The sequence below is a fragment of the Nocardia sp. NBC_01388 genome (assembly GCF_045040085.1).
In the GTDB taxonomy this organism is placed as follows: Bacteria; Actinomycetota; Actinomycetes; order Mycobacteriales; family Mycobacteriaceae; genus Nocardia.
Genome location: NZ_CP109553.1, coordinates 8,128,967 through 8,149,305 on the forward strand (window position 1 = coordinate 8,128,967; position 20,339 = coordinate 8,149,305).

At 62.7% G+C, this 20,339-nt stretch carries 17 protein-coding genes and 2 pseudogenes; 9 read left to right on the forward strand and 10 right to left on the reverse strand.

The window, feature by feature from the left end; translation table 11 throughout:
• Window positions 1-11: 11 nt before the first annotated feature.
• Complete coding sequence (locus OG716_RS38360) at window positions 12-932, forward strand: TRM11 family SAM-dependent methyltransferase (protein ID WP_405135107.1); 921 nt, start codon at window positions 12-14, stop codon at window positions 930-932.
• Window positions 933-1,651: 719 nt separating this feature from the next.
• Here OG716_RS38360 and OG716_RS38365 read toward each other — a convergent pair.
• From OG716_RS38365 to OG716_RS38375, 3 genes are all read right to left on the reverse strand, one after another.
• Window positions 1,652-1,885 carry a hypothetical protein gene (locus tag OG716_RS38365; protein ID WP_405135108.1) on the reverse strand — a complete coding sequence of 78 codons (234 nt, stop codon included), beginning with the start codon at window positions 1,883-1,885 and terminating at the stop codon, window positions 1,652-1,654.
• 325 nt (window positions 1,886-2,210) lie between these two features.
• Window positions 2,211-2,573: a hypothetical protein gene (locus tag OG716_RS38370; RefSeq protein WP_405135109.1), complete on the reverse strand. Its 363-nt coding sequence runs from the start codon at window positions 2,571-2,573 to the stop codon at window positions 2,211-2,213.
• On the reverse strand, window positions 2,573-2,866 hold the full coding sequence (locus OG716_RS38375; protein WP_405135110.1) for a hypothetical protein: 294 nt from the start codon (window positions 2,864-2,866) through the stop codon (window positions 2,573-2,575). Before OG716_RS38375 ends, OG716_RS38370 begins: the two co-directional genes overlap by 1 nt.
• Before the next feature lie 167 nt (window positions 2,867-3,033).
• On the opposite strand from OG716_RS38375, the gene OG716_RS38380 reads away from it, so the two are divergent.
• Complete coding sequence (locus OG716_RS38380) at window positions 3,034-3,903, forward strand: DUF5753 domain-containing protein (protein WP_405135111.1); 870 nt, start codon at window positions 3,034-3,036, stop codon at window positions 3,901-3,903.
• Window positions 3,900-4,235: a DUF397 domain-containing protein gene (locus OG716_RS38385; RefSeq protein ID WP_405135112.1), complete on the forward strand. Its 336-nt coding sequence runs from the start codon at window positions 3,900-3,902 to the stop codon at window positions 4,233-4,235. The genes OG716_RS38380 and OG716_RS38385 overlap by 4 nt, the downstream gene beginning before the upstream one ends.
• A gap of 49 nt (window positions 4,236-4,284) precedes the next feature.
• Here OG716_RS38385 and OG716_RS38390 read toward each other — a convergent pair whose 3' ends face one another.
• Together OG716_RS38390 and OG716_RS38395 are read right to left on the reverse strand one after the other, a co-directional pair.
• Window positions 4,285-4,620, reverse strand: coding sequence for a PqqD family protein (locus OG716_RS38390; RefSeq protein ID WP_405135113.1), 336 nt, complete (start codon window positions 4,618-4,620; stop codon window positions 4,285-4,287).
• On the reverse strand, window positions 4,617-6,356 hold the full coding sequence (locus OG716_RS38395) for an asparagine synthase-related protein (protein ID WP_405135114.1): 1,740 nt from the start codon (window positions 6,354-6,356) through the stop codon (window positions 4,617-4,619). Before OG716_RS38395 ends, OG716_RS38390 begins: the two co-directional genes overlap by 4 nt.
• Between OG716_RS38395 and cas5 the strand changes: the two genes are divergently transcribed.
• Window positions 6,350-6,526: a CRISPR-associated protein Cas5 gene (gene cas5 / locus OG716_RS38400; RefSeq protein ID WP_405135115.1), complete on the forward strand. Its 177-nt coding sequence runs from the start codon at window positions 6,350-6,352 to the stop codon at window positions 6,524-6,526. The two genes, OG716_RS38395 and cas5, sit on opposite strands and share 7 nt — an antisense overlap.
• 585 nt (window positions 6,527-7,111) lie before the next feature.
• Here the strand turns inward: cas5 and OG716_RS38405 are convergent.
• Window positions 7,112-7,447: pseudogene (locus OG716_RS38405) on the reverse strand (radical SAM protein); the annotation flags it as partial.
• Between the two features lie 21 nt (window positions 7,448-7,468).
• Window positions 7,469-7,627, reverse strand: coding sequence for a hypothetical protein (locus OG716_RS38410; RefSeq protein WP_405135116.1), 159 nt, complete (start codon window positions 7,625-7,627; stop codon window positions 7,469-7,471).
• A gap of 264 nt (window positions 7,628-7,891) precedes the next feature.
• On the opposite strand from OG716_RS38410, the gene OG716_RS38415 reads away from it, so the two are divergent.
• A complete protein-coding gene (locus OG716_RS38415) occupies window positions 7,892-9,274 on the forward strand; it encodes a serine hydrolase domain-containing protein (protein ID WP_405135117.1) in 1,383 nt (460 codons plus the stop codon).
• Here OG716_RS38415 and OG716_RS38420 read toward each other — a convergent pair.
• Both OG716_RS38420 and lysS read right to left on the reverse strand, forming a co-directional pair.
• Window positions 9,255-10,454, reverse strand: coding sequence for a helix-turn-helix domain-containing protein (locus OG716_RS38420; RefSeq protein WP_405135118.1), 1,200 nt, complete (start codon window positions 10,452-10,454; stop codon window positions 9,255-9,257). The genes OG716_RS38415 and OG716_RS38420 overlap by 20 nt on opposite strands.
• Window positions 10,455-10,598: 144 nt before the next feature.
• A complete protein-coding gene (lysS, locus tag OG716_RS38425; protein WP_405135119.1) occupies window positions 10,599-12,296 on the reverse strand; it encodes a lysine--tRNA ligase in 1,698 nt (565 codons plus the stop codon).
• 170 nt (window positions 12,297-12,466) lie between these two features.
• Between lysS and OG716_RS38430 the strand changes: the two are divergent.
• A pseudogene (locus tag OG716_RS38430) lies at window positions 12,467-13,342 on the forward strand (IS5 family transposase).
• A 78-nt stretch (window positions 13,343-13,420) separates the two neighbouring features.
• Here OG716_RS38430 and OG716_RS38435 read toward each other — a convergent pair.
• Window positions 13,421-15,031 carry a DUF6119 family protein gene (locus tag OG716_RS38435; protein ID WP_405135120.1) on the reverse strand — a complete coding sequence of 537 codons (1,611 nt, stop codon included), beginning with the start codon at window positions 15,029-15,031 and terminating at the stop codon, window positions 13,421-13,423.
• A 295-nt stretch (window positions 15,032-15,326) separates the two neighbouring features.
• Between OG716_RS38435 and OG716_RS38440 the strand changes: the two genes are divergently transcribed.
• Genes OG716_RS38440 through OG716_RS38450 form a run of 3 tightly spaced genes read left to right on the forward strand, consistent with a single transcriptional unit; the run spans window position 15,327 to window position 20,310 of the window.
• A complete protein-coding gene (locus OG716_RS38440; protein WP_405135121.1) occupies window positions 15,327-16,994 on the forward strand; it encodes a class I SAM-dependent DNA methyltransferase in 1,668 nt (555 codons plus the stop codon).
• Complete coding sequence (locus OG716_RS38445) at window positions 16,991-19,057, forward strand: N-6 DNA methylase (RefSeq protein WP_405135122.1); 2,067 nt, start codon at window positions 16,991-16,993, stop codon at window positions 19,055-19,057. The genes OG716_RS38440 and OG716_RS38445 overlap by 4 nt, the downstream gene beginning before the upstream one ends.
• On the forward strand, window positions 19,054-20,310 hold the full coding sequence (locus OG716_RS38450; RefSeq protein ID WP_405135123.1) for a restriction endonuclease subunit S: 1,257 nt from the start codon (window positions 19,054-19,056) through the stop codon (window positions 20,308-20,310). Before OG716_RS38445 ends, OG716_RS38450 begins: the two co-directional genes overlap by 4 nt.
• Window positions 20,311-20,339 lie beyond the last annotated feature (29 nt).

The following is a 20,339-nucleotide window of genomic DNA, read 5'->3' on the forward strand; positions in this document are numbered from 1 at the left end:
GAGGAATCCCCATGACCACTCACGCCGCACCGAACCCCGCATCCGGGCCGGTTCCCGCCCCGTCCACGGTGTGGGCGACCGCGCAGCAGGCCCCCGCCGCGCAACGCAAAGGCCGCTACCACCCCGACAGCACCGCCCACCCAGCGAAAATGCTGCCCGCAATCGCCGCCCACGCCATCACCCACTACACCCAGCCCGGCGACCTCGTCTTCGACCCCATGTGCGGGATCGGTACCACTCTTGTCGAAGCCCTCCACCTCGGCCGCCGAGCCCTCGGCAACGAATACGAAGCGCGATGGGCCGAGATCGCCCGCGCCAACATCGAACTCGCCCGCAGCGCGGGATGCGACCAGGACGCCACTGTCTACACCGGCGACGCCCGCAAACTCTCCACGACGCTGCCCGCTCACCACGTCGGCACCGTCGACCTGATCATCACCTCACCGCCGTACGGCGCCGCCACTCACGGCCAAGTAAAGGTCATCCCCGGTCAAGGCGTCCACAAGACGGACTACCGCTACGGCTCCGCGCTCGATCGCGGCAACCTCGCCAACGTCGGACTCGGACGGCTGCTGTCCGGCTTCACTCGCATCCTCACCGCCTGCGCCACCTACCTGCGCCCCGGCGGCCATATCGTCATTACCGCCCGCCCCTGGCGCGAACACACCGAACTGGTCGACCTACCGTCGCACCTACTCACCTGTGCGGCGTTGGCCGGACTCGAACCGGTCGAACGCTGCGTGGCGTTGCTCGGGAGGGTTGGTGAAGGCGAGCTCATCGCTCACAGCAGCTTCTTCCAGCGTGACCTGATCACCAAGAAGCGCGCGGCCGGTCTTCCTGTTCAGTTGATTGCGCACGAGGATGTACTCGTTCTGGAAAAGGTTGCAGGACACCGCAATACGGGGCCAATTCCGTACGACTGGGCTGCCTGAGTCTGCGGTGAGCTAAGCCGTTGCCCGAAGCGCGACTGAGTACCGGGCAACGGTTGGCTGCTCTCGCGGTGCGCGAATTGCTCTGCATACATATGGTCGCGCAGTTCGTCATCGGTCATCGACGTACGGTGACCACCTGAACGCATCGCCTGCCCGCGAGAATCATGCACTGGTCAGCCGGGAAGTGGTCCGCGCTGGGGACCACCACGATCTCGACCCCTGTGTCCGCCCTGGCACGACGGGTCAATGCGGCAACGGCCTCCTCATCGGATGACTGAGCGAGATACGTTCCACCCCAGGCGTATCCGAACTCGGAGGCCCACGCACGCAGGGGCCAGCCAATCGCCTCCACTGTCACACCATCGGGGATTCGGTGACTGTTGATATAGCCGACGGCGATCGGCAACGTCGGGGTCAAAGGCTTACGTTGCGGCAACATACTGTGACCGATCTTTCGAGCGGGAATATTCGTTGGTTCCGGCGGATCGGCTTGGTAGTCAAGGCAAGTGGAGTTCAGTTGCCGTCACGACCAAGCAAGCGTCGTGAGGATGGTCGTCGTGCAGGGCGTGCAAGATCTCTGCGCGAGTGGGAGTTAAGCCCAATAGCTCTACGTGACACAGGAACTCGGCCAGCGGACCGTCTGCGTGGACAAACATGTGGGAGGACGTGGGTGTGGGAGCTGACATAGCAAGTTCCGTCTTCGAGATACAGGGAAGGGACTACAGCGCGGCCCGCGGCCGACCTCCGGAATGTCGCCGCCCAGCAGCCACCACTGCGTGCGAGGACGCGGTGCTGAGACCCTCGCGTTCGAGCCGGGCCAGGATGCGCTGAACCGGCACCGAATCCTCCGGCAGCGTCGACGACACGGGGTTCAGCGCCGTGTACGACACCAGCGCCCACACCAGACACCCGCCGACACCCACCCCGGTTAGGAACATCACGAGCGTAGCCATCACAAGCCTCCTCTTCGTGGATCTACCTCGGAAAACAGAGCGGACCGGCTCCGATCGGGGCCGGTCCGCGTGGTCTGCGATATCGATGTGCGGTCCGTCTCGCTGAGCGGTTCGGAATCGGTGCACGTCCGGCCGGGGTCGTCCCAGAGCCACGAGTAGGGCAGTTTCGGCATCCCCGGCTCGACGCGGTCGTCAACGGTCACGGTCACCGCCAGGCCGGTAGCGGAGAGCTCAGTGGCGACTTCCGCGACCTGCTCCGCGCCCCCTCGAAAATCGGCGACGAGCGGGCCGAACTCCAGGTGTAGATGCAGCATTGGGTGCGGTGTCATCGATTGCCGCCCATGCCGGGGAGAAACGCGGTCGTGATTCCCGGCGTGGAGTGACGAGGCCATCGCCCCGGCGGGTCGAGGGTCCACACGTCGACGTGGTGTCGCACGACGTCCATCCAGCCGGTCATATGTAGGACGGACGGCACCAGCAGCGCGGTTATCCCGGACAGTTCGAAGCTGGCGAACAGCGGGGCAAAGTCAGCATCGGAGTTGGCGGCGTGGACTCCGCGCAACTCGAATCCGAGGCGCTCGGCAAGATCGCCGATGCGCCGAGATTCGACGGACTCAATTCGTTCGGACTTGTCGGTGCGAAGCAGCGCGTAGGCCCACGGTCGTCGCTCGGTTGTCGCTCCAGTCATTACATGCCCCTGACCTGTGCCTGGTCCGTGAGTACCGGCACCGTCCAGGCATCGACCAGACGGACTTCGAGCATCGCTTTGCCGATGGCTTCGCACGGCGGGAGTCCCAACATTCGGGCCAGGGCCATCAATCCGCCGACGGCTTCGGCCAGCTGCATCGCCGCCACTGCCTGTTCTGCGGTGATGGTTCGGCCAGGCAGCCACGACACCACCCATCCGCCTTGCCCGACCGATCGCGCTGAATGGTTCGTTTGGTCGCTGGTTATCAGCGCCCCGGCTACCTGTATCGCCATCACTACAGCTCCCCTTCGGCAACGCTTTCGCGAGTCAGAACGCAAATAGTGATACAGATCATACGACGTCATTTTAGTAAAATAAATAGTCCGATATGGAATCATGATCGTGCGCACGTTTGTAGTAGGGTGTGGCGAGAAGTTCCCCCTTAAGGAAGGGAGTGCTCGTGGCCTCGACATCGCCGGTCGTAGCGGATTGGGAGTTGCGCCTTCGCATCCGCGAGCAGGTTGAACGCCACGGCCTGAAGGGCGGGGCGATCGCCAAAGCGCTTGGCATCACGCCGCAGTACTGGTCGAGTGTGACTGTCGGCAAGTTCCTGTTCCCGCGCGAACTGCTTGAGAAGACCCTCGACTTGCTGGAGTTCGATGACGACGATCGACGCGAGCTGCTGACCCTGCGGGACATGGCGAAAGAGCGCGCACCCTTCGCTGCGTACAGCGCGCTGTTCGGCGAATCGCTGATGCGGTTGTACGGGCTCGAAGCGGGAGCTCACGCCATCAGGACCTTCGAAAACAGTGTGGTGCCCGGCCTTCTGCAGATCGAGGACTACACGCGGGCCCTCATGCGATCGACGGCAGCGACCAGGCCCACGGAAGCCGAGCAGCGAGTGCGGGCGCGGCTGGACCGTCAACGTCGTCTCGATCCGCCGGATCCTTTGCAACTGTCCGTGGTTATCGGTCAGGCTGTGCTGATGTGCCAGGTAGGAGGTCCGCAGGTGCACAAACAGCAGCTGCTGTACTTGCGAAACCTCGCCGCGGATCGTTCCAACACTATCGACCTGCGGGTGATCCCATTCGAGGCCGGCGACGCGCTCGCCGGACTGAATGCGGCGACGTTCCATCTCCTGGACTTCCAAAGCGCACGGCTCCCGACCGTAGGCTGGTTGGAGACTGCCATCTACGGAGAACTCACCGAAGACGCCCGCAAAGTGGACGCATTGCAGTACCTGTATGAGCAGGCCAGGGCGATCGCCCTGAGTGGGGACGACTCCCTGCAGCTCATCGATCGCATCGCAAGTCAGATAGGGCAAACGTGAGCACCGAATTCTTCAAATCCACCTACAGCGGAGCGAACCAAAGCTGCGTCGAGATCGCTCATCACGAGGACATCGTCCTGATCCGAGACAGCAAGTACGTTGGGCCAGCCGAGATTCAGCCCTTGGTGACGATCCCGGCCGCGCACTGGACCCAGTTTCTTGAGCTTGCCCTCGGTGGCAATTCCGGGCAGCTGGGTGAGCTGGCCGTGACAGTGCACAAGGACGGGGGAGCATCGATCGCGGGCCCCGACGAAGTTTTGGACTACACTTCAGACGAATGGGATGCGTTCCTGAAGGGCGTCTGCGACCGGCAGTTCGACCGACCGGCGTAAGCAGTCCCACGTGGTGGTCCAGTGCCGAAATACCCTGGGCCGCCGAGCCTCACGTCTCGCCGGGGGATCCAAGAGCGATTTGCATTGTTGGATACTCCAGAACGGTGACCAGGCCCACGCGATGTAGTTGTTCTACGAATTCGGTTGTCCCTGAGATGGGATTTCCGATGGTTCGCGACACAAGGTCTGTGATCTGCTCCGAGGTGCGGGTGCCGTCGCACAACGCCCACACTCGGTAGGCGACGTCATCGACGACTGCGACGGTTCCATTTTCGCCATCGGGTACCAGCACCCAAGTGTCACCGGTGCAACTGTATTGTGCTGCAACCGCTTTCGGGTATGTGTCCGGGTCTTTCTTGCTGGCCGTGACTGGTTGTTGTGTCATCGCAGTGCACCTCCTATATGCGTGAGCCACGAGTCGACGGCTACTGTTGCCCACAGTGCTGGTCCGTGTGCCGAGGTTCGTCCCGCCACGTAGTCGTCGACCGCCATCAGTAACCCTGCCGTGTTTATCACCCCCGAATCGGCCAGCGGCCCACCGTCGGCGACCGCGCGGATGGTGTCGGCCGCACGTTCCAGCCCGGCGCGCATCAGTACCCGCGCGTCTGCTTTGTCGCGACGCGCCGCCACTGTCGCAGGCAGCTCTGGCAGTGCGTCACGCAGTACAACCTTCTCGATTCCTCTGTCGCGGAACAATTCCGGTGGCAGTGCCCATGTCCACGCTGCGAGATCGGGATCCAGGAATGGGTAGGTGACGGTTACGCCTGCGCGCCGTGCGGTGTCTTCCCACCAGCCGCCGCAGTGCACGCGGCCGGCGGCGCCCGCCTCACCCACCAGTGTTCGCGAATACGCTTCGGTGAAGCGGCCCGGCTCGGTCAGGTTCGGGTAGTTGTCGGCGAGTCGGTCGATCAGGCCGCATTGTTCTCGGTATTCCGCCGTCAGCCAGGGCGGAATGTCTCGGAGGGCACGTTGCACCCGACTCCCGCGTCGCTCGTAGACACCGTCCAGAAGTGCCTGCACGACCGCGCCCGCGCCCGCTGGGTCGGGGAAGGTTCCAATTTCGGTCTCTGCGGCTTCCGTGTCACCGAGTGCTCGCCGGTCCGCGACAGCGAACACCTGCCCCAGCAGGAGTTCGTCGCCGCCCTCCCCGGCGAAGATCGAGCCCACCGGTTCCGTGTTGCAGGCAATAAGCCGGAGCATTGCCCAGTTCCGTGCGGCGTATGTCCATGCCTCCGGCTCATCGCTGAACGGGTGCTCGGCGCATAGCGGCAGCAGATCGTCGGCCGGTAGCCGCACTACGCGCATGCCGGTCGCTACCTCCACGGCGTCGACGTAGCGGCGTTCGTCGCAGGCTTCGAAGGTGGGTGTGCTGTAGGTGAGCGCGAACCCGCGAGGCATGGATTGCAGGCCAACGGTTGCGGCTGCTGCTAAGGAGGCGGAGTCGATGCCGCCCGACAGCAGGACAGCATCGTGACCGGTCCCGCAGCGCCTCAACGCCGTCAGCAAGCGCGTGCGGAATTCCTCGACCAGCTCAGCGCGAGGCAGCCGGTGTGTATCGGCGGTCTCGACGGATCCGACCTCCCGAGTCGATATCGCTCCGCCCGCGTGCACGATGAGGGCGTGGCCTGGCGGCAGACGCCGCACTCCTGCCCACGCCGACCCTGTCCGATCACACAGGGGAGGCACCAGATATGCCGCCAGCCCCACCCGATCGACTGAGGTCTTTGGGTCGGCTGCTCTCAATCCGCGGATGGTCGACGACACTCGCACGAGACCGCCGCCGTGACTGTAGAACAAGGGTCGGGTCGCCATCGGTGACCGATAGACGACCAGTCCGCCGTTGGGCATCATCGCGACACAGTGCGCGTCGCCCGTGATCACGCCGAGCGCGCTGGCCATGAGGTCCGGACGTTGGGTGACAGTAGGGTCGAGGCCATTGAGCGTGCCTGCAACCTTTGCCGCAACCCACGGCGACGCAGACACAGCGACCACCGTGCCGTTCGGCAAGATATGGAGGTTGCCGGAGCCGGTGTCAACGCAATCCGCGCCGACCGCCACGGCGGCGGACGAATTGTGCTCGATTTGCCAGAGAGGCGATCGGTCGAGCATCGCACGTGTCATGGGTTCGATATCGGCACGGGGATCACGGCCGTTCTTGGTCTGTACCAGGGCTATCGACGGCACTCGGTCTCCTCGGATTCCGTGAAAGCTGTTGCGGGCTTGTGCCGGTCACCGGCGCGTACGTGAACCACGCCCGCTTGGGCGACCAATTGCATCGCCAGTGGCGCTAAGGTGGCACGCAGCTCGACGACCGCACCCGGATCGTCGGTGATGGCGCGGCACAGCGCGCACATCGACCCATTGAGAAGATTCGCCGAAATCCGGTGTCGCGCAGGCCCGCTCAACATGTCGAACATTCGGCGTGGCCCGCGCACATACAACGCGTTGATGATCGGATCGCGTGACGCAACCGCCAGAGCACCGCCGACATCGGCCCGGTCGAGCGAAAGCCGCAGTGGGGAATCCTCGGATGCACCACGCGCAGGACCGCAGCATGTGTACAAGTCACCCTCTGGAGTGAGGACGGGCCGCCCGACCACACCGCACGCCGTCTCAGGAACGTCATCCACCGTCGCACCGCGTCGGCGTGCCAGCTGTATTCCGCGTCCGAATGGCAGTACCTCGGCTGCCTCGAATCGTGCGCCGAATCGGCGCGCAGATTTCACGGCTATGTCGTAGGCGTCATGATCCTGGGGACCGCAGTACTGCACCACCATCTCCAGATCGGTGCCGCTGGCGGCCGACAACAGATGGTGCAAGGTGCTCTCACCGACGTAGGGGGCAGTCGGCTGGACCAAGTGGTATTGGTCGAAACTCACTGCCAGCTTGTCCAGGCCCGCCGCCGTGAGTCGCCTGACGATCTCGGTTGTCTTGTAGTCGTCGCGTGCCCAGTAGCCGGATGTCACCATCGAGGACCGCAGGCCCAGCGAACGAGTGAGCTCGATGCTCGCCATCGCCAGCTCGGGCAGCAGCATCGGCTCCCCGCCGGTGACGCATACCCCGTCCACGTACGGGGCCGCTGACCGTACCGCCGCCTCCACCTGCTCCCACGACAGGTCCCCCCGAGCACGGGGGGACGAGTCGGTGATGCAGTGGGCGCAGGTCAGCGGGCACCTGTTCGTTATGTGCAAGCCCAGCGTGTTATACCGCATACCTGACCCTCCGTGTCCCGGTCAGCTGCCCTGCGATGAGTGGATGTGGGGGTCGATGTCCGGAACATCCTTCACGAGTTCGGCTTTCGCGAAAGTGGCCAGCAGCGTCGGCCGCACCATACGTGGAACGGCTCTGAAAGCACTGTCGCCGGTTAGCGAGGCGGGGGTGGTTGTTGTCATGTCATGTTCTCCCTTCCGGTCGTGTCACCGTGCCCCGGCAGCGTCGCGTTCCGAACCAGACGACCTTGCCCAGGTGTTCTCCGCATTCCCGGTGATTGCCTCGGCGAGGGCTAAACTCATTGCCAATCAACGAATTTCGTCGCGGTCGTGCATTCGTTGAGTTGGCGGCGCGGTTGAGCTTCTGGTTCGAAACAACTGCCCGGCACGTTGTGCACTGTGGGCTTCCAGCGTGTACCGAGGTGATGCTCCCGCGGAAGCCCAGCGATGCGGACAAAGAATCTGTCCGCATCCAACAGTTCACGGCCGTATGAGATGCTGGTCGATGACGGAAAGGGGCTTATGGACACCGACTTCCAGTCCAAACTGGCAGCTCGCGTCGCGCAGGAACAGAGCGCCAACCATTTGCCCAGCCTGACTGTCGCCGCAGGAGTCGGCGGAGTACTGCTCGCAGAAGCATCAGCGGGGTTCGCCGATCTGAAGAACCTCGTGCCGGCCAGTATCGACAGCCGCTATCGGATCGGCTCGATCACCAAGACCTTCACCGCCGCCATCACGGTATTGCTGTGCCGACGGGGCACCCTGGATCTCGACGCTCCGGTCGGGCGGTACCTGCCCGGAACTCCGTTCGATCACCTGCCACTACGGATGCTGCTCTCGCACAGCAGCGGACTGCAACGTGAAGTCCCTGTCGACATGTGGGAGAGCATGCAGGGGCCGTCGAAAAGCGAACTTCTCGATGCCTTCGGTCGCGTCGAACTCGTCGCCGAACCAGGACAACGATGGCACTACTCCAATCTCGGGTACGCGGTCATCGGGCAGATCATCGAGCAGGTCACCGACCAGCCGTACGAGACAACGATCGAGCGAACCTTCCTCGAACCCCTCGACCTGACCCGCACCGGCTGGACACCCTCAACCGATGCGGTTCTCGGATACCGTCTTGATCCATACACCGACAGCGCCCCCAGAGAGCCGGTCATGGACCAGGCCACCGCCGGGGCCGGTGGTCAAATGTGGTCCACCCCAGCAGATTTGCTGAAGTGGGGATTCGCGTTGTGCGGGGGAGAACCGACCGTCGTGCCGCCCGCCGTCATCGACGCCATGCATACCTTGCAAATCATGGTCGATACCCAGACCTGGAAGCGGGGATGGGGACTCGGGCTCATCCTCGACCGGCACGGAGATCATGTACTCGGTGGGCACACCGGGGCGATGCCGGGATTCCAGTCGGCCTTGAGTGTCGACCGGCGCAGCCGCACTGTGGTCGCTGCGCTCACCAACGTCACCCGCGGCATTTCGCTCAGCGACCTGGCCGCGGAGGTAGCGCTCGATGCGATCGCTGGCCGAGGCGAGCCGCCGACATCGGTGTGGCGGCCCGCACCTGCGTGCCCGGAAGACGTACGAGATCTGCTCGGCATCTGGTGGTCCGAATCAGACGAGATAGTCCTGCGGTGGTGCCGCGACGGCTTGCACGCTCACCTGGCGTCCAATCCCACTGCCACCGATACACACTTCATGGCTGAGGGTCCAGGGCGCTTCCGTGCTGCCGCAGGACGTCTACAAGGTGAGTTGCTCGTCGTGACGCGAACCTCGACGCAAGTCGAATTACGTTGGGCGACTTATCCGCTCACCCGCACGCCACGATGAGGCCATGGAGCCGCTCACGCGTGTCGCCGAGACTGGCGTCGGCGTGGACTGTCGTTCGGAGCTTCCGATCGACTGACCGGAAGACGCGGGCCACGCGCGGGGTGATCGGCCCGTGCTCCGCGTAATCGAGCGTTCGTTCGATCCCGACAACGGCATCGTCGATCTTGCCAAGACGTAGGTTGGCCTCGGCGCGCTCGAGCTGCCAAATGATGTTGTTCCTGACAAATCCAGTCGGCCCAGCTCCCGCCTGCTCTTCGAGGGCCGCTACCGCCTGTCGAGGCTCCCCAAGATCTAGCAGACACGACCCGCGATGTCCCGCCAGTGCCCCCGCATCGAAGACCGCGAGCCAGTCGGGATCCGACTCCTCTGCTCGATGACACGCAAGCTCGGATTCGGCTGTGGACAGCATTCGCCGACAGAGGTCGGCCTCGCCCATCCTGGCATGTGCCCGCGCGGCGATGGTCGCGACGAACGCCACCAGACGCCGATTGCCACTGCGAGACGCCCACGCCAGCGCACCATAAGCCTGCTCCGCGCCCTGAGGCGGATTACCAGTCCACGTGCTCATGAATGCCGCGTTGGGTCCACCGATATACGCGACGAGATCGAGGGCTCCCGCGCGTTCCGCCGATGTACGCGCGTCAGTGAACAGGGACTCGGCCCTTCTACGTTGGCCGCGATCGAACATCATCCACCCCGCTAGTTGCTGAGCTTCGGCCACTGTGCGCAGCAGCGTTGCCCGTTGGCCGACTGCGACTTTCGGTGCGAAGGTTTCGGCGGCTCGGGCATAGCCGACCACCTCGTCCAGCCGATCCGCTGCCATGGTGTGGTCCGCGCTCCGGACCTGACCGATCAGATTCCGTAACCGTTCAGCGGCTACATCCGGCGTAAATGAGTCCAGCTCCGGAGGCTGTGAACCGTCAGAGATATCGATGAAATCCGCAGCGAGGCGTACCAATTCGCCTTGCGCACCAAGTACCTCATCGAGCCGCCGCACGAGATCCGGATGCGGTCGGCGCTGCGCCTTCTCGATCTTTCCGATCAAGTCACCGCTGACAAGTACAGCCTTGCCGAGCCCGCTCAAGGACTGATGGGATCTGGTCCTTCGATCACGCAGCTCGGCACCGAACGCGGCAGCAGCCGACGATCGAGGATCGAGTTCACGAAGCGCCTGCCCCACGAGGGGATTATGCGCGGGTCACGGCACCTCTGCAGCAGATATGCCACCCTGAATCGCCCCACCGAAGTCGGCTTACTCGGTGCGCCGACACTCCGCTAACTTGCGGCGTTGGGAAATCGCCGCGTCAGCTACAGCCGCTTGATATCAGTTGGGTGTGAGCAGCATTCGTGCGCGGTCCGAGCCCAGCGAGAGCAGGAGAGTCGGCAGCCGCGGACCGGTATCACGAGAAACCAGCAGCTGATAGAGCGCCTTGAAAAAAGTACGCTGCTGTTTCTTCAATTCCGGCGTCGGTTCGGCATCGGCAGGCAACCCGACCATTAGCTTCGGTACCGCGTACACCATGGTCGTGAGGTCGGACAGCGTCCAGTTCTCGCCCATCCGGTCCACGAGAAGCGCGACACCATCACGAGTGGCGGTGTCGAGCCCACTCCAAGCGTCGGCATTGAAGTTCGTTCGGACGATAGTTCGCTCGCCCTCGGGCAAGGACTCGGTGTATCGGATCGCGTTGCCCAAGCGCGGCTCCAGCTCGGCCAGAAGCGCTCCGTCGGTTTCGGGCAGGTCTTGATCGGTGCCTTCGGCGGTGAGTTGTTCGCGGAGCAGTCGGGCGATCTGAGCAGTGTTCCCGGCGGTGATATCGACGAGGGCGGACAACAGTCGGAACGATACCGGTCGAGCTGACTGCTCGACCGCGCCGACGTGAGTCCGTACGCACAACTCGTGCAGATGCGTCTCCACCGGAGATGCCTGTCCCGCAGCAACTTTCGCGCTGTAGCGGTCCCATTCGTCGTAGAGCCGGACGATGGCCGAAGGGGACAAGTCGATGGTGAATCCGTTTGAGGGGAGGCGGCGAGCGTACAGCCACCGCACCATCGGCGGTTCGAGAATCTCCAGGATCGTGTCGGGCGTCGCTGCTCCGCCTGCGCTGCTCGACAGCTTGCCGCCGCCACCGGCGGGCCGAACGAACGAGTACACCGCCGTCGATGGGGCTTCGGCGTCATAGAGCGCCTGGATGATGATTCGGCCGGACGCGAACGAGCTGGTCGGAGCGTGGTGGTCCTCACCTGCAGGCTCGAACTGAACGCCTTCGAACGCCCAGCGCATCGGCCAGTCCACCTTCCAGACCAGCTTCCCGGAAGGGTGACTGCCGTCAGAGAGGCTGTGGCCGCCGCCGTGGCCGCACCGGCACGTGTACGTGACGGTGGTGCCGTCCCAACCGGTCACGTCCGTCGAATCTTTGCCGCAGACTTCGCAATACGGCTTGTACGGGTAGTAGGCGGCGCGGCGCTCCTCGACGGGAGTCTCATGGCGGCCTTCAGTTTGGAACGTCTCCAGAATGTCGAAAATCTCGCCGCGGCGGTCCAACGCCACGCGAACCTGGGAGTTGTAGCTGCCAGCGGGGTATGCGGCGGACTGCCGCACCTCCCGCATACGGACACCCAGACGTTCCAGCGCATCGGTGAACCTCGTCATGTGCCGCAACGCATACGACTCGAACTCCCCAGCCGGATCCGGGACCGAGGCCAGGGGCTTGCCGACATGCTCGGCCCACTGCTTCGGCACTCCAGCTGGCACCTTCCGGAACCGGTCGTAGTCATCCCACGAGTGGTGGTGAATCGCGTCCAGACCTCGGGAGAGGAGCTCCTCGGCGACCAGGTGCGCGGTCATCGCCTCGCGTAGGTTGCCGAGGTGGATGTCGCCGGAAGGGCTGATACCGGACGCGCACACCAGCTTGGTCGCGCCGGTCTGTTTCGCGTGCTCGATCACGGCATCGGCGGTACGCGCGATCCACGACGCCTCACTGCTGGCGTCGCGAGTATCTGAGGTAGCGGGGCTGGAGAGCACCGCTACACGCTACCAGCGGTGACCAGCCGATATTCGACAGTCTCCTACCTGCCGTGCGCGGCAAAGTGTTGCAGGAGATAACCAGCTCAGCATGGACTGAAGCCATCTCCCCCGGGGGCTAGGGCCTGTCCGGTAGATGTTGTGCGGGTATGGGTATCCGCCCAAACATGATTCGGCGTCATGAACTGACCGATGAGCAGTGGGCGTTGCTGGAGCCGTTGATACCGCCGCAGCCGCGGCAGGGGCATCGGTGGGCCGATCACCGCACGGTGGTCAATGGGATCTTGTTCCGGGTGCGGACCTCGGTGCCGTGGCGTGACCTGCCCGAACTCTACGGCAACTGGAAGACCGTCTACGAGCGGCGTCGCCGCTGGGCCGCCGATGGCACCTGGCGGGATATCGCGGCAGCTCTGCGCATCGACGCTGACACCAGCGAGGGCCCCGCACTCACGGTCGCGGTGGACGCCACGATCGTGCGAGCTCACCAGCACGCCGCCGGAACACGTCGGAAACCACCGGCCGGTCACGACCCAAAAGTCGGCCGATGACCCGCGAGGACCCCGATGGCCGTGAGGCTCTGGGCAAGTCAGGGGGCGGGTGGACGACCAAGATCCATCTGGCCGCCGACCTGCGTTGCCGCCCGCTGGCTCGGGCGACAAGTCCCAGGCAACGTCACGAATCCAGAATGTTCGAGTAGGTCATGGACGATATCGCGATCAGACACAGCGGCGGTGGGCGACCACGATCCAGGCCACGAGTTCTGTTGGCGGACAAGGCGTATTTCCAATCCCGTGATCCGCAGGTGGGCGAGGCGGCACCATGTCGGGGCGATCATTCCGGAACAACGTGACGCGCTACGCCGACGCAAAGCCAAAGGCCGCTACGGCGGGCGGCCCTTGGCCTTCGACGCCTTCGGCTACCGGCAACGCAACGTGGTGGAGCGTTGCGCCAACAAGCTCAAGGCATTTCGCGCCGTCGCTACCAGATACGACAAGCGTGACTACGTCTACCTCGCCACCATCGACGCAGCCACGGTCATCATCTAGCTACACGACCTGACCCAGCACGATCTACCGGACAGGCCCTAGTCTCCGGACATGCCGTGGGATTCAAATCGACGTCCCTCAGCGTCTGATTGCAACGATTTCGACCGTGGCGCCCATTCCTTGGAGCGCGGTGGCCGCTTGGAGGAGTGAGACCTGGGCGAAGGCGAAAAGGGAGTCGACAGTGATAGGCCTCCCGCCCTTGAGGAGGATCGCGAAGACAACGGTCGGTGCGCTGAGTGCATCCACGACCGTGCCGCTGTGTGAGTGCGTCTCTGTGAGTAGGTCCAGGAACTTCTCGCGTACTTGTGCGTCGTAGCGGAGCGTCTCGACGGAGACACGGCCCTGAGCGAAGAGGTGATTGAGGTCGGCGGTGCTTTTGTCCGCCTTCTTAACGTGGATAAGCTGGCCGCCTGGGCCGAGGAGGTCGCAGATCTCTAGCCCGCCGCCCCTGAACTTTTTGGTTCGTACGGTCTTCTTGTCGAGCAGCGTGTATCCGGGCTGCTTCGCGGCCTGCTCGTTGTACCAGCCCTCGTCCTTACCCTTGGGCCACGGCGGCAGGACGACTTTGGTGGGGCGATCGAGGAGTTCTTGGATACCGTCCTCGATGGCGTTGAGGTACTCTTCGCCGACCTCATACCAGACGCCCTGCCAGTAGAAGTAGTGGGCTGGAGCTTCGACGACTTCGGCTGTCAACCAGCGGTGCGCTGCGACCTTGCGGCTGATCGGCTCTTCGGCAGCTAGGTCACTGAACATTTGAATTCGTGTGTCCTTGAGCGACTTCAGGCGACTTCCGGCAGGCAGGTCACGAACGAGGGCTATGAGGTGATCCAGTTCGAGCTCTTCGAAGGCTAGTGTTGTCGCGCCCTTGGAGATGGTGAAGGTATCGGCGAAACCGAAATGATCCAGGCATTCACTCGGCGCGCTCAGGGCCATACGCGGCGCGTCCGAATCGCCAAGCATCTCGTCAAGCTTGGCGTCGAGGTGCTGTACGAGTTCGGTCTTGCCCCTGCCACTGAGGGGTCGGACGCGGGCGACGAGGTCGAAACCGGGTAGCGGTTCCGGCCGGTCGCAAACGTTCTCGATGGCGTGAAGGTCGCTCAGGAGCTCTGCGGGGGTGCGCGCAAGGGGGAGTTTGACGGAGTTGTCGCTACCTGTGATTCGTGCGGAGCGGCTGCCGTCCTGGGTGTAGGTGAGGGCGATGTCAGAGACGGATCCGGTGATCTTGCTGACGATGTCACCGAACCGTTCGATGCCGAAGCCTCGGATGTGTTCGCCGCGGGTCGCGGTGTTTTCGTCGGTGCGGCCACGAGCGTCCATGAGGTGGTGGCGTACAAGAGTAATGCTGTTCTCGTCGAGGCAGCGGATAGCGAACGCCAGGCCGAAGCCAGAATCCAATCGGGCCGATTCGATCATGAGATGGCCCATGCCGTATGTGAGGGCATAGACGAATCGCTGGGTGCGGACAATCAATAGACCAGCAGCCGTGCGGTTCTCCTCATGAGTGTCGAGGCCGGTGAGGGATGCGGCGACCTCGCACCAGTTGGTACGGCCTCTGGCGATGGTGCCCGTGACCAATAGGCCCTGAAGACCGTCGTGGTCGAAGGGGACGGCCGTGAATCCGTCGCGGGTCAGATAGTGCTCGGCGACGACGCCATGTAGATCAAGGGCAGGCCCTTCCGGGGTCCTCACGCGGTACAAGGATGCCTTGTGGGTGGTGGGAGGCTTCTTTCGGCGGGCCATGGGTCACCTTTCATAGACACAAGTCGATGAGGGAACGGGGTCGGGCGGAGAGAACGAAGTTCGTCGAGGGCCAGACTCGTGCGAGTGGCTTCGCGGAAGGCCGACCGGTGGAGCGGTCAGGGCGATGGGCATTAGGTAGAGCGAGCGCTCACTGCGGTGACCGCAAGATCGTGACAGAAACGCGTTAGCACTGTCAACAGGTTCACAAGAGTTTGAAGTGGTCGATCCGTGTACTCTTGCTTTCATGTCTGACGAGGGAACGGCTCCAGCGCCCGTGGTTACGGCCGCGCAGATCGCGCGACTCGCAGGCGTGACCAGGGCTGCCGTCGCAAACTGGCGCCGCCGCCACGACGATTTCCCTGCACCGGTGGGCGGAACGGCCGCCGGTCCGCTGTTTTCGCTTTCCGCTGTCGAGACATGGCTTGCGGGCCAGCTCAAGGGACGGGGTGTCTCACCAGAAGTCGCCCTCTGGCAGTCCATGCGCTCGGCTCACGGGGACGATTTGGCCGCCGCACTCGTCCGGATCGGCTCCACGCTGAGCGAAGGTGAGATCCAGTCCGGGGCCCTGCCTGATGAGATGTCAAACATTATTGACCGGCTCGTTTCCGAGCGATCCGCACCACAGCTCTTCGAGGACCTGATTAGCCGGTACGTCGCCTCGGTCGGTCGAAGCGGCGCCCAGGCCGTTTCCTCACCCCGGCTCATCCGCGTGTTCGTCCACTTCGCTGGCCTGGTAGACGGTTCGGTGTACGACCCCTCCTGCGGCATCGGCTCCGTTCTGCTCGCCGTGCAAGGTCCTCGTACAACCCTGCTCGCTGGCCAAGACATCAACCCCGATCAGATGCGTCTGGCACGGTTGCGTGCTGGCTTCACCGACGGTCTCAAGACCCGATTGGAGACCGGGAACTCGCTCCGCAATGACCGGCTCCCGGACCTGCGAGCTCAACTCGTTGTTTGTGACCCGCCCTCGGGCCAGCCCGACTGGGGGCGCGAGGATTTGTTGCTCGACCCGCGCTGGGAACTCGGCGTCCCGCCGCGCGCAGAGAGTGACCTTGCCTGGCTCCAACACTGCTACTTCCACACCGCGCCTGGCGGCCGCACTCTCATCGCGTTGCCGCCGTCCGCCGCCTACCGCAGAAGCGGCCGCCGCATTCGCTCCGAACTGGTACGCCGAGGCATCCTTGTTTCGGTTACCGCTCTCCCCGCCGGCATGGCGGCTAGCCACAATCTGCCGCTACTTCTATGGGAACTCCGCCGCCCTGCCATGCCAGGCGACGAAGTCCGTTCCGTGCGTATGGTTGACCTCACGGCAAACGACCCCGATGGCAGTCTCGACTCAGCTCCGGACCAATCCGCCGACGTGCCGCTGATAAATCTGCTTGGCGAAGACGTCGACCTCAGCCCCACGACATATGTCACCGCCGCCCCGCCCGACTATCCCTCGGAGTACGCAGTGCTGCGCACGGCGCTCGAACGGCAATTACGCGAACTTGCCGCACTGCTCCCGACCCTGCCTCCCGGTCCTGGTCTCGGGAAGACGGACGAGCTGCCCGTCGTAGACGTCAGCGATCTCGTCCAGGCGGGGCTGGTAGGTACGGAGGGCCCAGAGGCTATATCGACCAGCGACCAACTAGACACCGACTATCTGCGCGGATTCCTCCGCAGCGCGAACAACACCCGCCGCACTACTTCCAGCACAGGAACCTACCGCGCCGATTTGCGCGGCGCTCAGTTGCCGCAGATGGACATCGAACAACAGCGTCGGTACGGGGGGGTCTTCCGCGAGTTGGGGGAGTTTGAGCGAAGGATTCAGGAAGTTGCCAAGATGAGCGACAAGGCCGCCCGACTGGCCTACGACGGACTGACCAACGGCGCTCTCGCGCCGGACGCGATACGAGAGGGTGGCAAGTGAGCAACACCAATCAGGAACTGGCCGACTTCATCTGGTCGGTGGCCGACCTGTTGCGTGGGGACTACAAACGATCCGAATACGCCAAGGTCATCCTGCCGCTCACCGTGCTACGCCGACTCGACTGCGTATTGGAGGAGAAGGGCACGCGCCAGGCGGTTCGGGACCGTGCTGCCTCGTATACAGGGGATGACCCACATGCGCTGCTCCGGGCCGTGGCCGACCTGCCGTTCTACAACGTCTCAAAACAGGACTTCAAGACCATCGGCGGCGACGACAAGAACGTCTATATGAATCTCAAGGACTTCATCCGGGGTTTCTCCCCAGAAGCCACCGAGATCATCGACCGCTATGACTTCCACGTCCAGATCGAGCGACTGAACGACGCCAGTCTGCTGTATGAGGTGGTGCAGAGGTTCTCGGAGATCGACCTCAGTCCGCAGCGGGTCAGCAACCACGACATGGGATACGTCTTCGAAGAGCTGATCCGCAAGTTTGCGGACGCCTCGAACGAGACCGCCGGTGAACATTTCACCCCGCGTGAAGTCGTCAAGCTGATGGTCGAACTGCTGCTGGGGCCCGACGACGAGGTGTTTGTCCGCCCTGGACAGGTCATCGACATCCTCGACCCGGCCTGTGGCACCGGTGGCATGCTCGCGGCGGCCGAGGAACACATCAAGGACCTCAACCCTGACACGAGGGTCAACCTGTATGGGCAGGAGATCAACGCGGAGTCGTACGCCATCTGCCGCTCGGACATGCTCCTCAAGGGGCATGCGGCGGACAACATCCGCTTCGGGAACTCTTTCACCGGCGACTGGTTCGAAGGCGCAAAGTTTACCTACATGCTCGCCAACCCGCCCTTCGGAGTTGAGTGGACGAAGTCGGAAAAGGCGGTGAAGGCGGAATACGAGGGGAGGGGTCACGACGGCCGCTTCGGGGCTGGACTGCCTCGCATCAACGACGGCTCCTTCCTGTTCCTCCAGCACATGCTCCACAAGATGAAGCCGCTGACGAGGAATGAGAAGGGTGAGCTGGTCGGCGGCTCGCGCGTCGCGATTGTTTTCAACAGCTCACCGATGTTCACCGGCGGCGCAGGCTCGGGGGAGTCTGAGATCAGGCGCTGGATTCTCGAACAGGACTACCTGGAGGCAGTCGTTGGCCTGCCTGACCAGCTATTTTACAACACAGGCATCTCTACTTACATCTGGATCCTCTCTAATCGCAAGCCTAAACACCGGAAGGGCAAGGTTGTTCTTCTGGACGCGCGAGTTGAGTGGGTCAAGCGCCGGAAATCGCTCGGCGCAAAGCGTAAGGAAATCTCAGAGGAGCAAATCCGCCACATCTGCGCCATGTACCGCGACGCCGAGCAGATCGCCGCGGACCAAAACCACCCCGACAATCCCAAGATAAAGATCCTCCGCAACGAGCAGTACGGCTACAAGCGCATCACCATTGACCGCCCTCTCAAGCTCCGGTTCGAGGTCACCGAGGACACACTGGGTGAGCTGGCCGAGTCCGCTGCTCTCGGGAAGGTTCTCGGCGATACGACGACCGACCCCAAGGAACTGGCGAAGCGCCAGCGGGAGTTCGCAGACGCGCTCAAACCGGTAATCGGCGAAGTATGGCTTACGAAGGCCAAAGCGTGGGACGCCCTGCATCAGGCCGTCAGCGCGGCGGGCTTGTTTTGGCCGTCTGCGGCCCCTTTTCAGAAGGTGCTGCGAGAGGCAGTTGGCGTACGGGACCCTCACGGGGAGGTGCAGTACTTGAAGGGTAAGCAGCCAGAACATGATTCTGAGCTTCGCGACTCTGAGAACGTGCCCCTGGAGCAGGATATCGACGAGTACCTGGAGGCAGAGGTGAAGCCACATGCCAGGGATGCATGGATCGCTGAACTAAAAAATCCGAAGACCAAGACGACCGAGCGCTACAAGATTGGCTACGAGATTCCCTTCACGCGTCACTTTTACGTGTACCAGCCACCACGCCCGCTTGTAGAGATTGATGCGGAATTGAAGTCGCTTGCGGCGGAGATCCAGACGCTACTTGGTGAGGTGACTGAATGACCATCATGGACGGAGTTCGCTACCAGCAGTTTCCTCTGCGTCGCTTTATCTTAGAAATGACGGACGGTCCGTTTGGTAGCTCATTGACTAGTAGTCATTATTCCGATGAAGGTGCCAGGGTAATCCGTTTGGGGAATATTGGATCTGCCCGATTCAAGGACATGGATGCTGCTTATATCCCTTTGGAGTACTTCAAGAAGCTCCAGCGGCACCAGGTTCTTTCTGGCGATCTGATTATCGCTGGACTCGGGGACGGTAACCATCCTGTCGGACGTGCCTGTGTGGCACCTGACCATCTGGGTCCCGCGATCGTAAAGGCAGATTGTTTCCGGGTTCGGCTCGATGAGGAACGTCTTACTAATCGATATGCGGCATGGGCACTGAGCTCGTCTTTCGTGTCGGATCAAGTGGCTTCACTTACTCGTGGATCGACGCGTGCTCGGGTAAATCTTGAGGGGGCGCGAGATATTCAGTTGCCAGTCCCACTGGTGCGAGAGCAGCATCGGATTGCGGACTTCCTAGACATCGAGACGGCCTACATTGACCGTCTAGTGGACACGCAACGGGAATTTCTGTCAAGGCTAGAGGAGCGCGACTCTGCGCTGCTGGATATCGTCATCGATGAGTTAATTCAGAGCGTTGGGAATCAACCCTTCCGTCGATTCATTGTCGGAATGGATCAAGGGTCCAGTCCGCAGTGTGATGCAGCTCCGGCAGAAGATGGCGAATGGGGAGTATTGAAGGTAAGCTGTCTAAGGCCGGGGAAATTCTTTCCCGACCAGAATAAGCGGCTACCGGAAGGTGAAGCGCCTAATATTCGCAGTGAAGTACGCGAAGGGGATCTTTTGATCACTCGCGCCAATACTCCCGAACTGGTTGGATCAACCGCCGTTGTCCCAGCGGTGCGTCGAAAGCTTTTGCTCTCTGATAAGATCTTTCGGATTCGGGTTGATTCAGCTCTCGATCCGCGCTATGTTGCATTGATTGCTCGCGGCAGTCGCGTGCGCGCTATATCTTCTGCAGCATCAAATGGCGCCTCGCAATCAATGGCGAATATTCGATTCGAAGAAGTGAAGGAATGGCCCATTCCGCTCGCTAGTCTCGCAACTCAAAAAGAGGTCGTGGCTCGCGTGGATCAAACTCTGCGTCAAGTCGATCATCTACGTTCCAAGATTAACCACCAGCTAAACCTTCTTCATGAACGCCGACAGGCACTCGTTACCGCAGCCGTGACCGGTCAGCTGAAGGTTTGACCACCACTCGCCTCGCAACCACCGCGTGA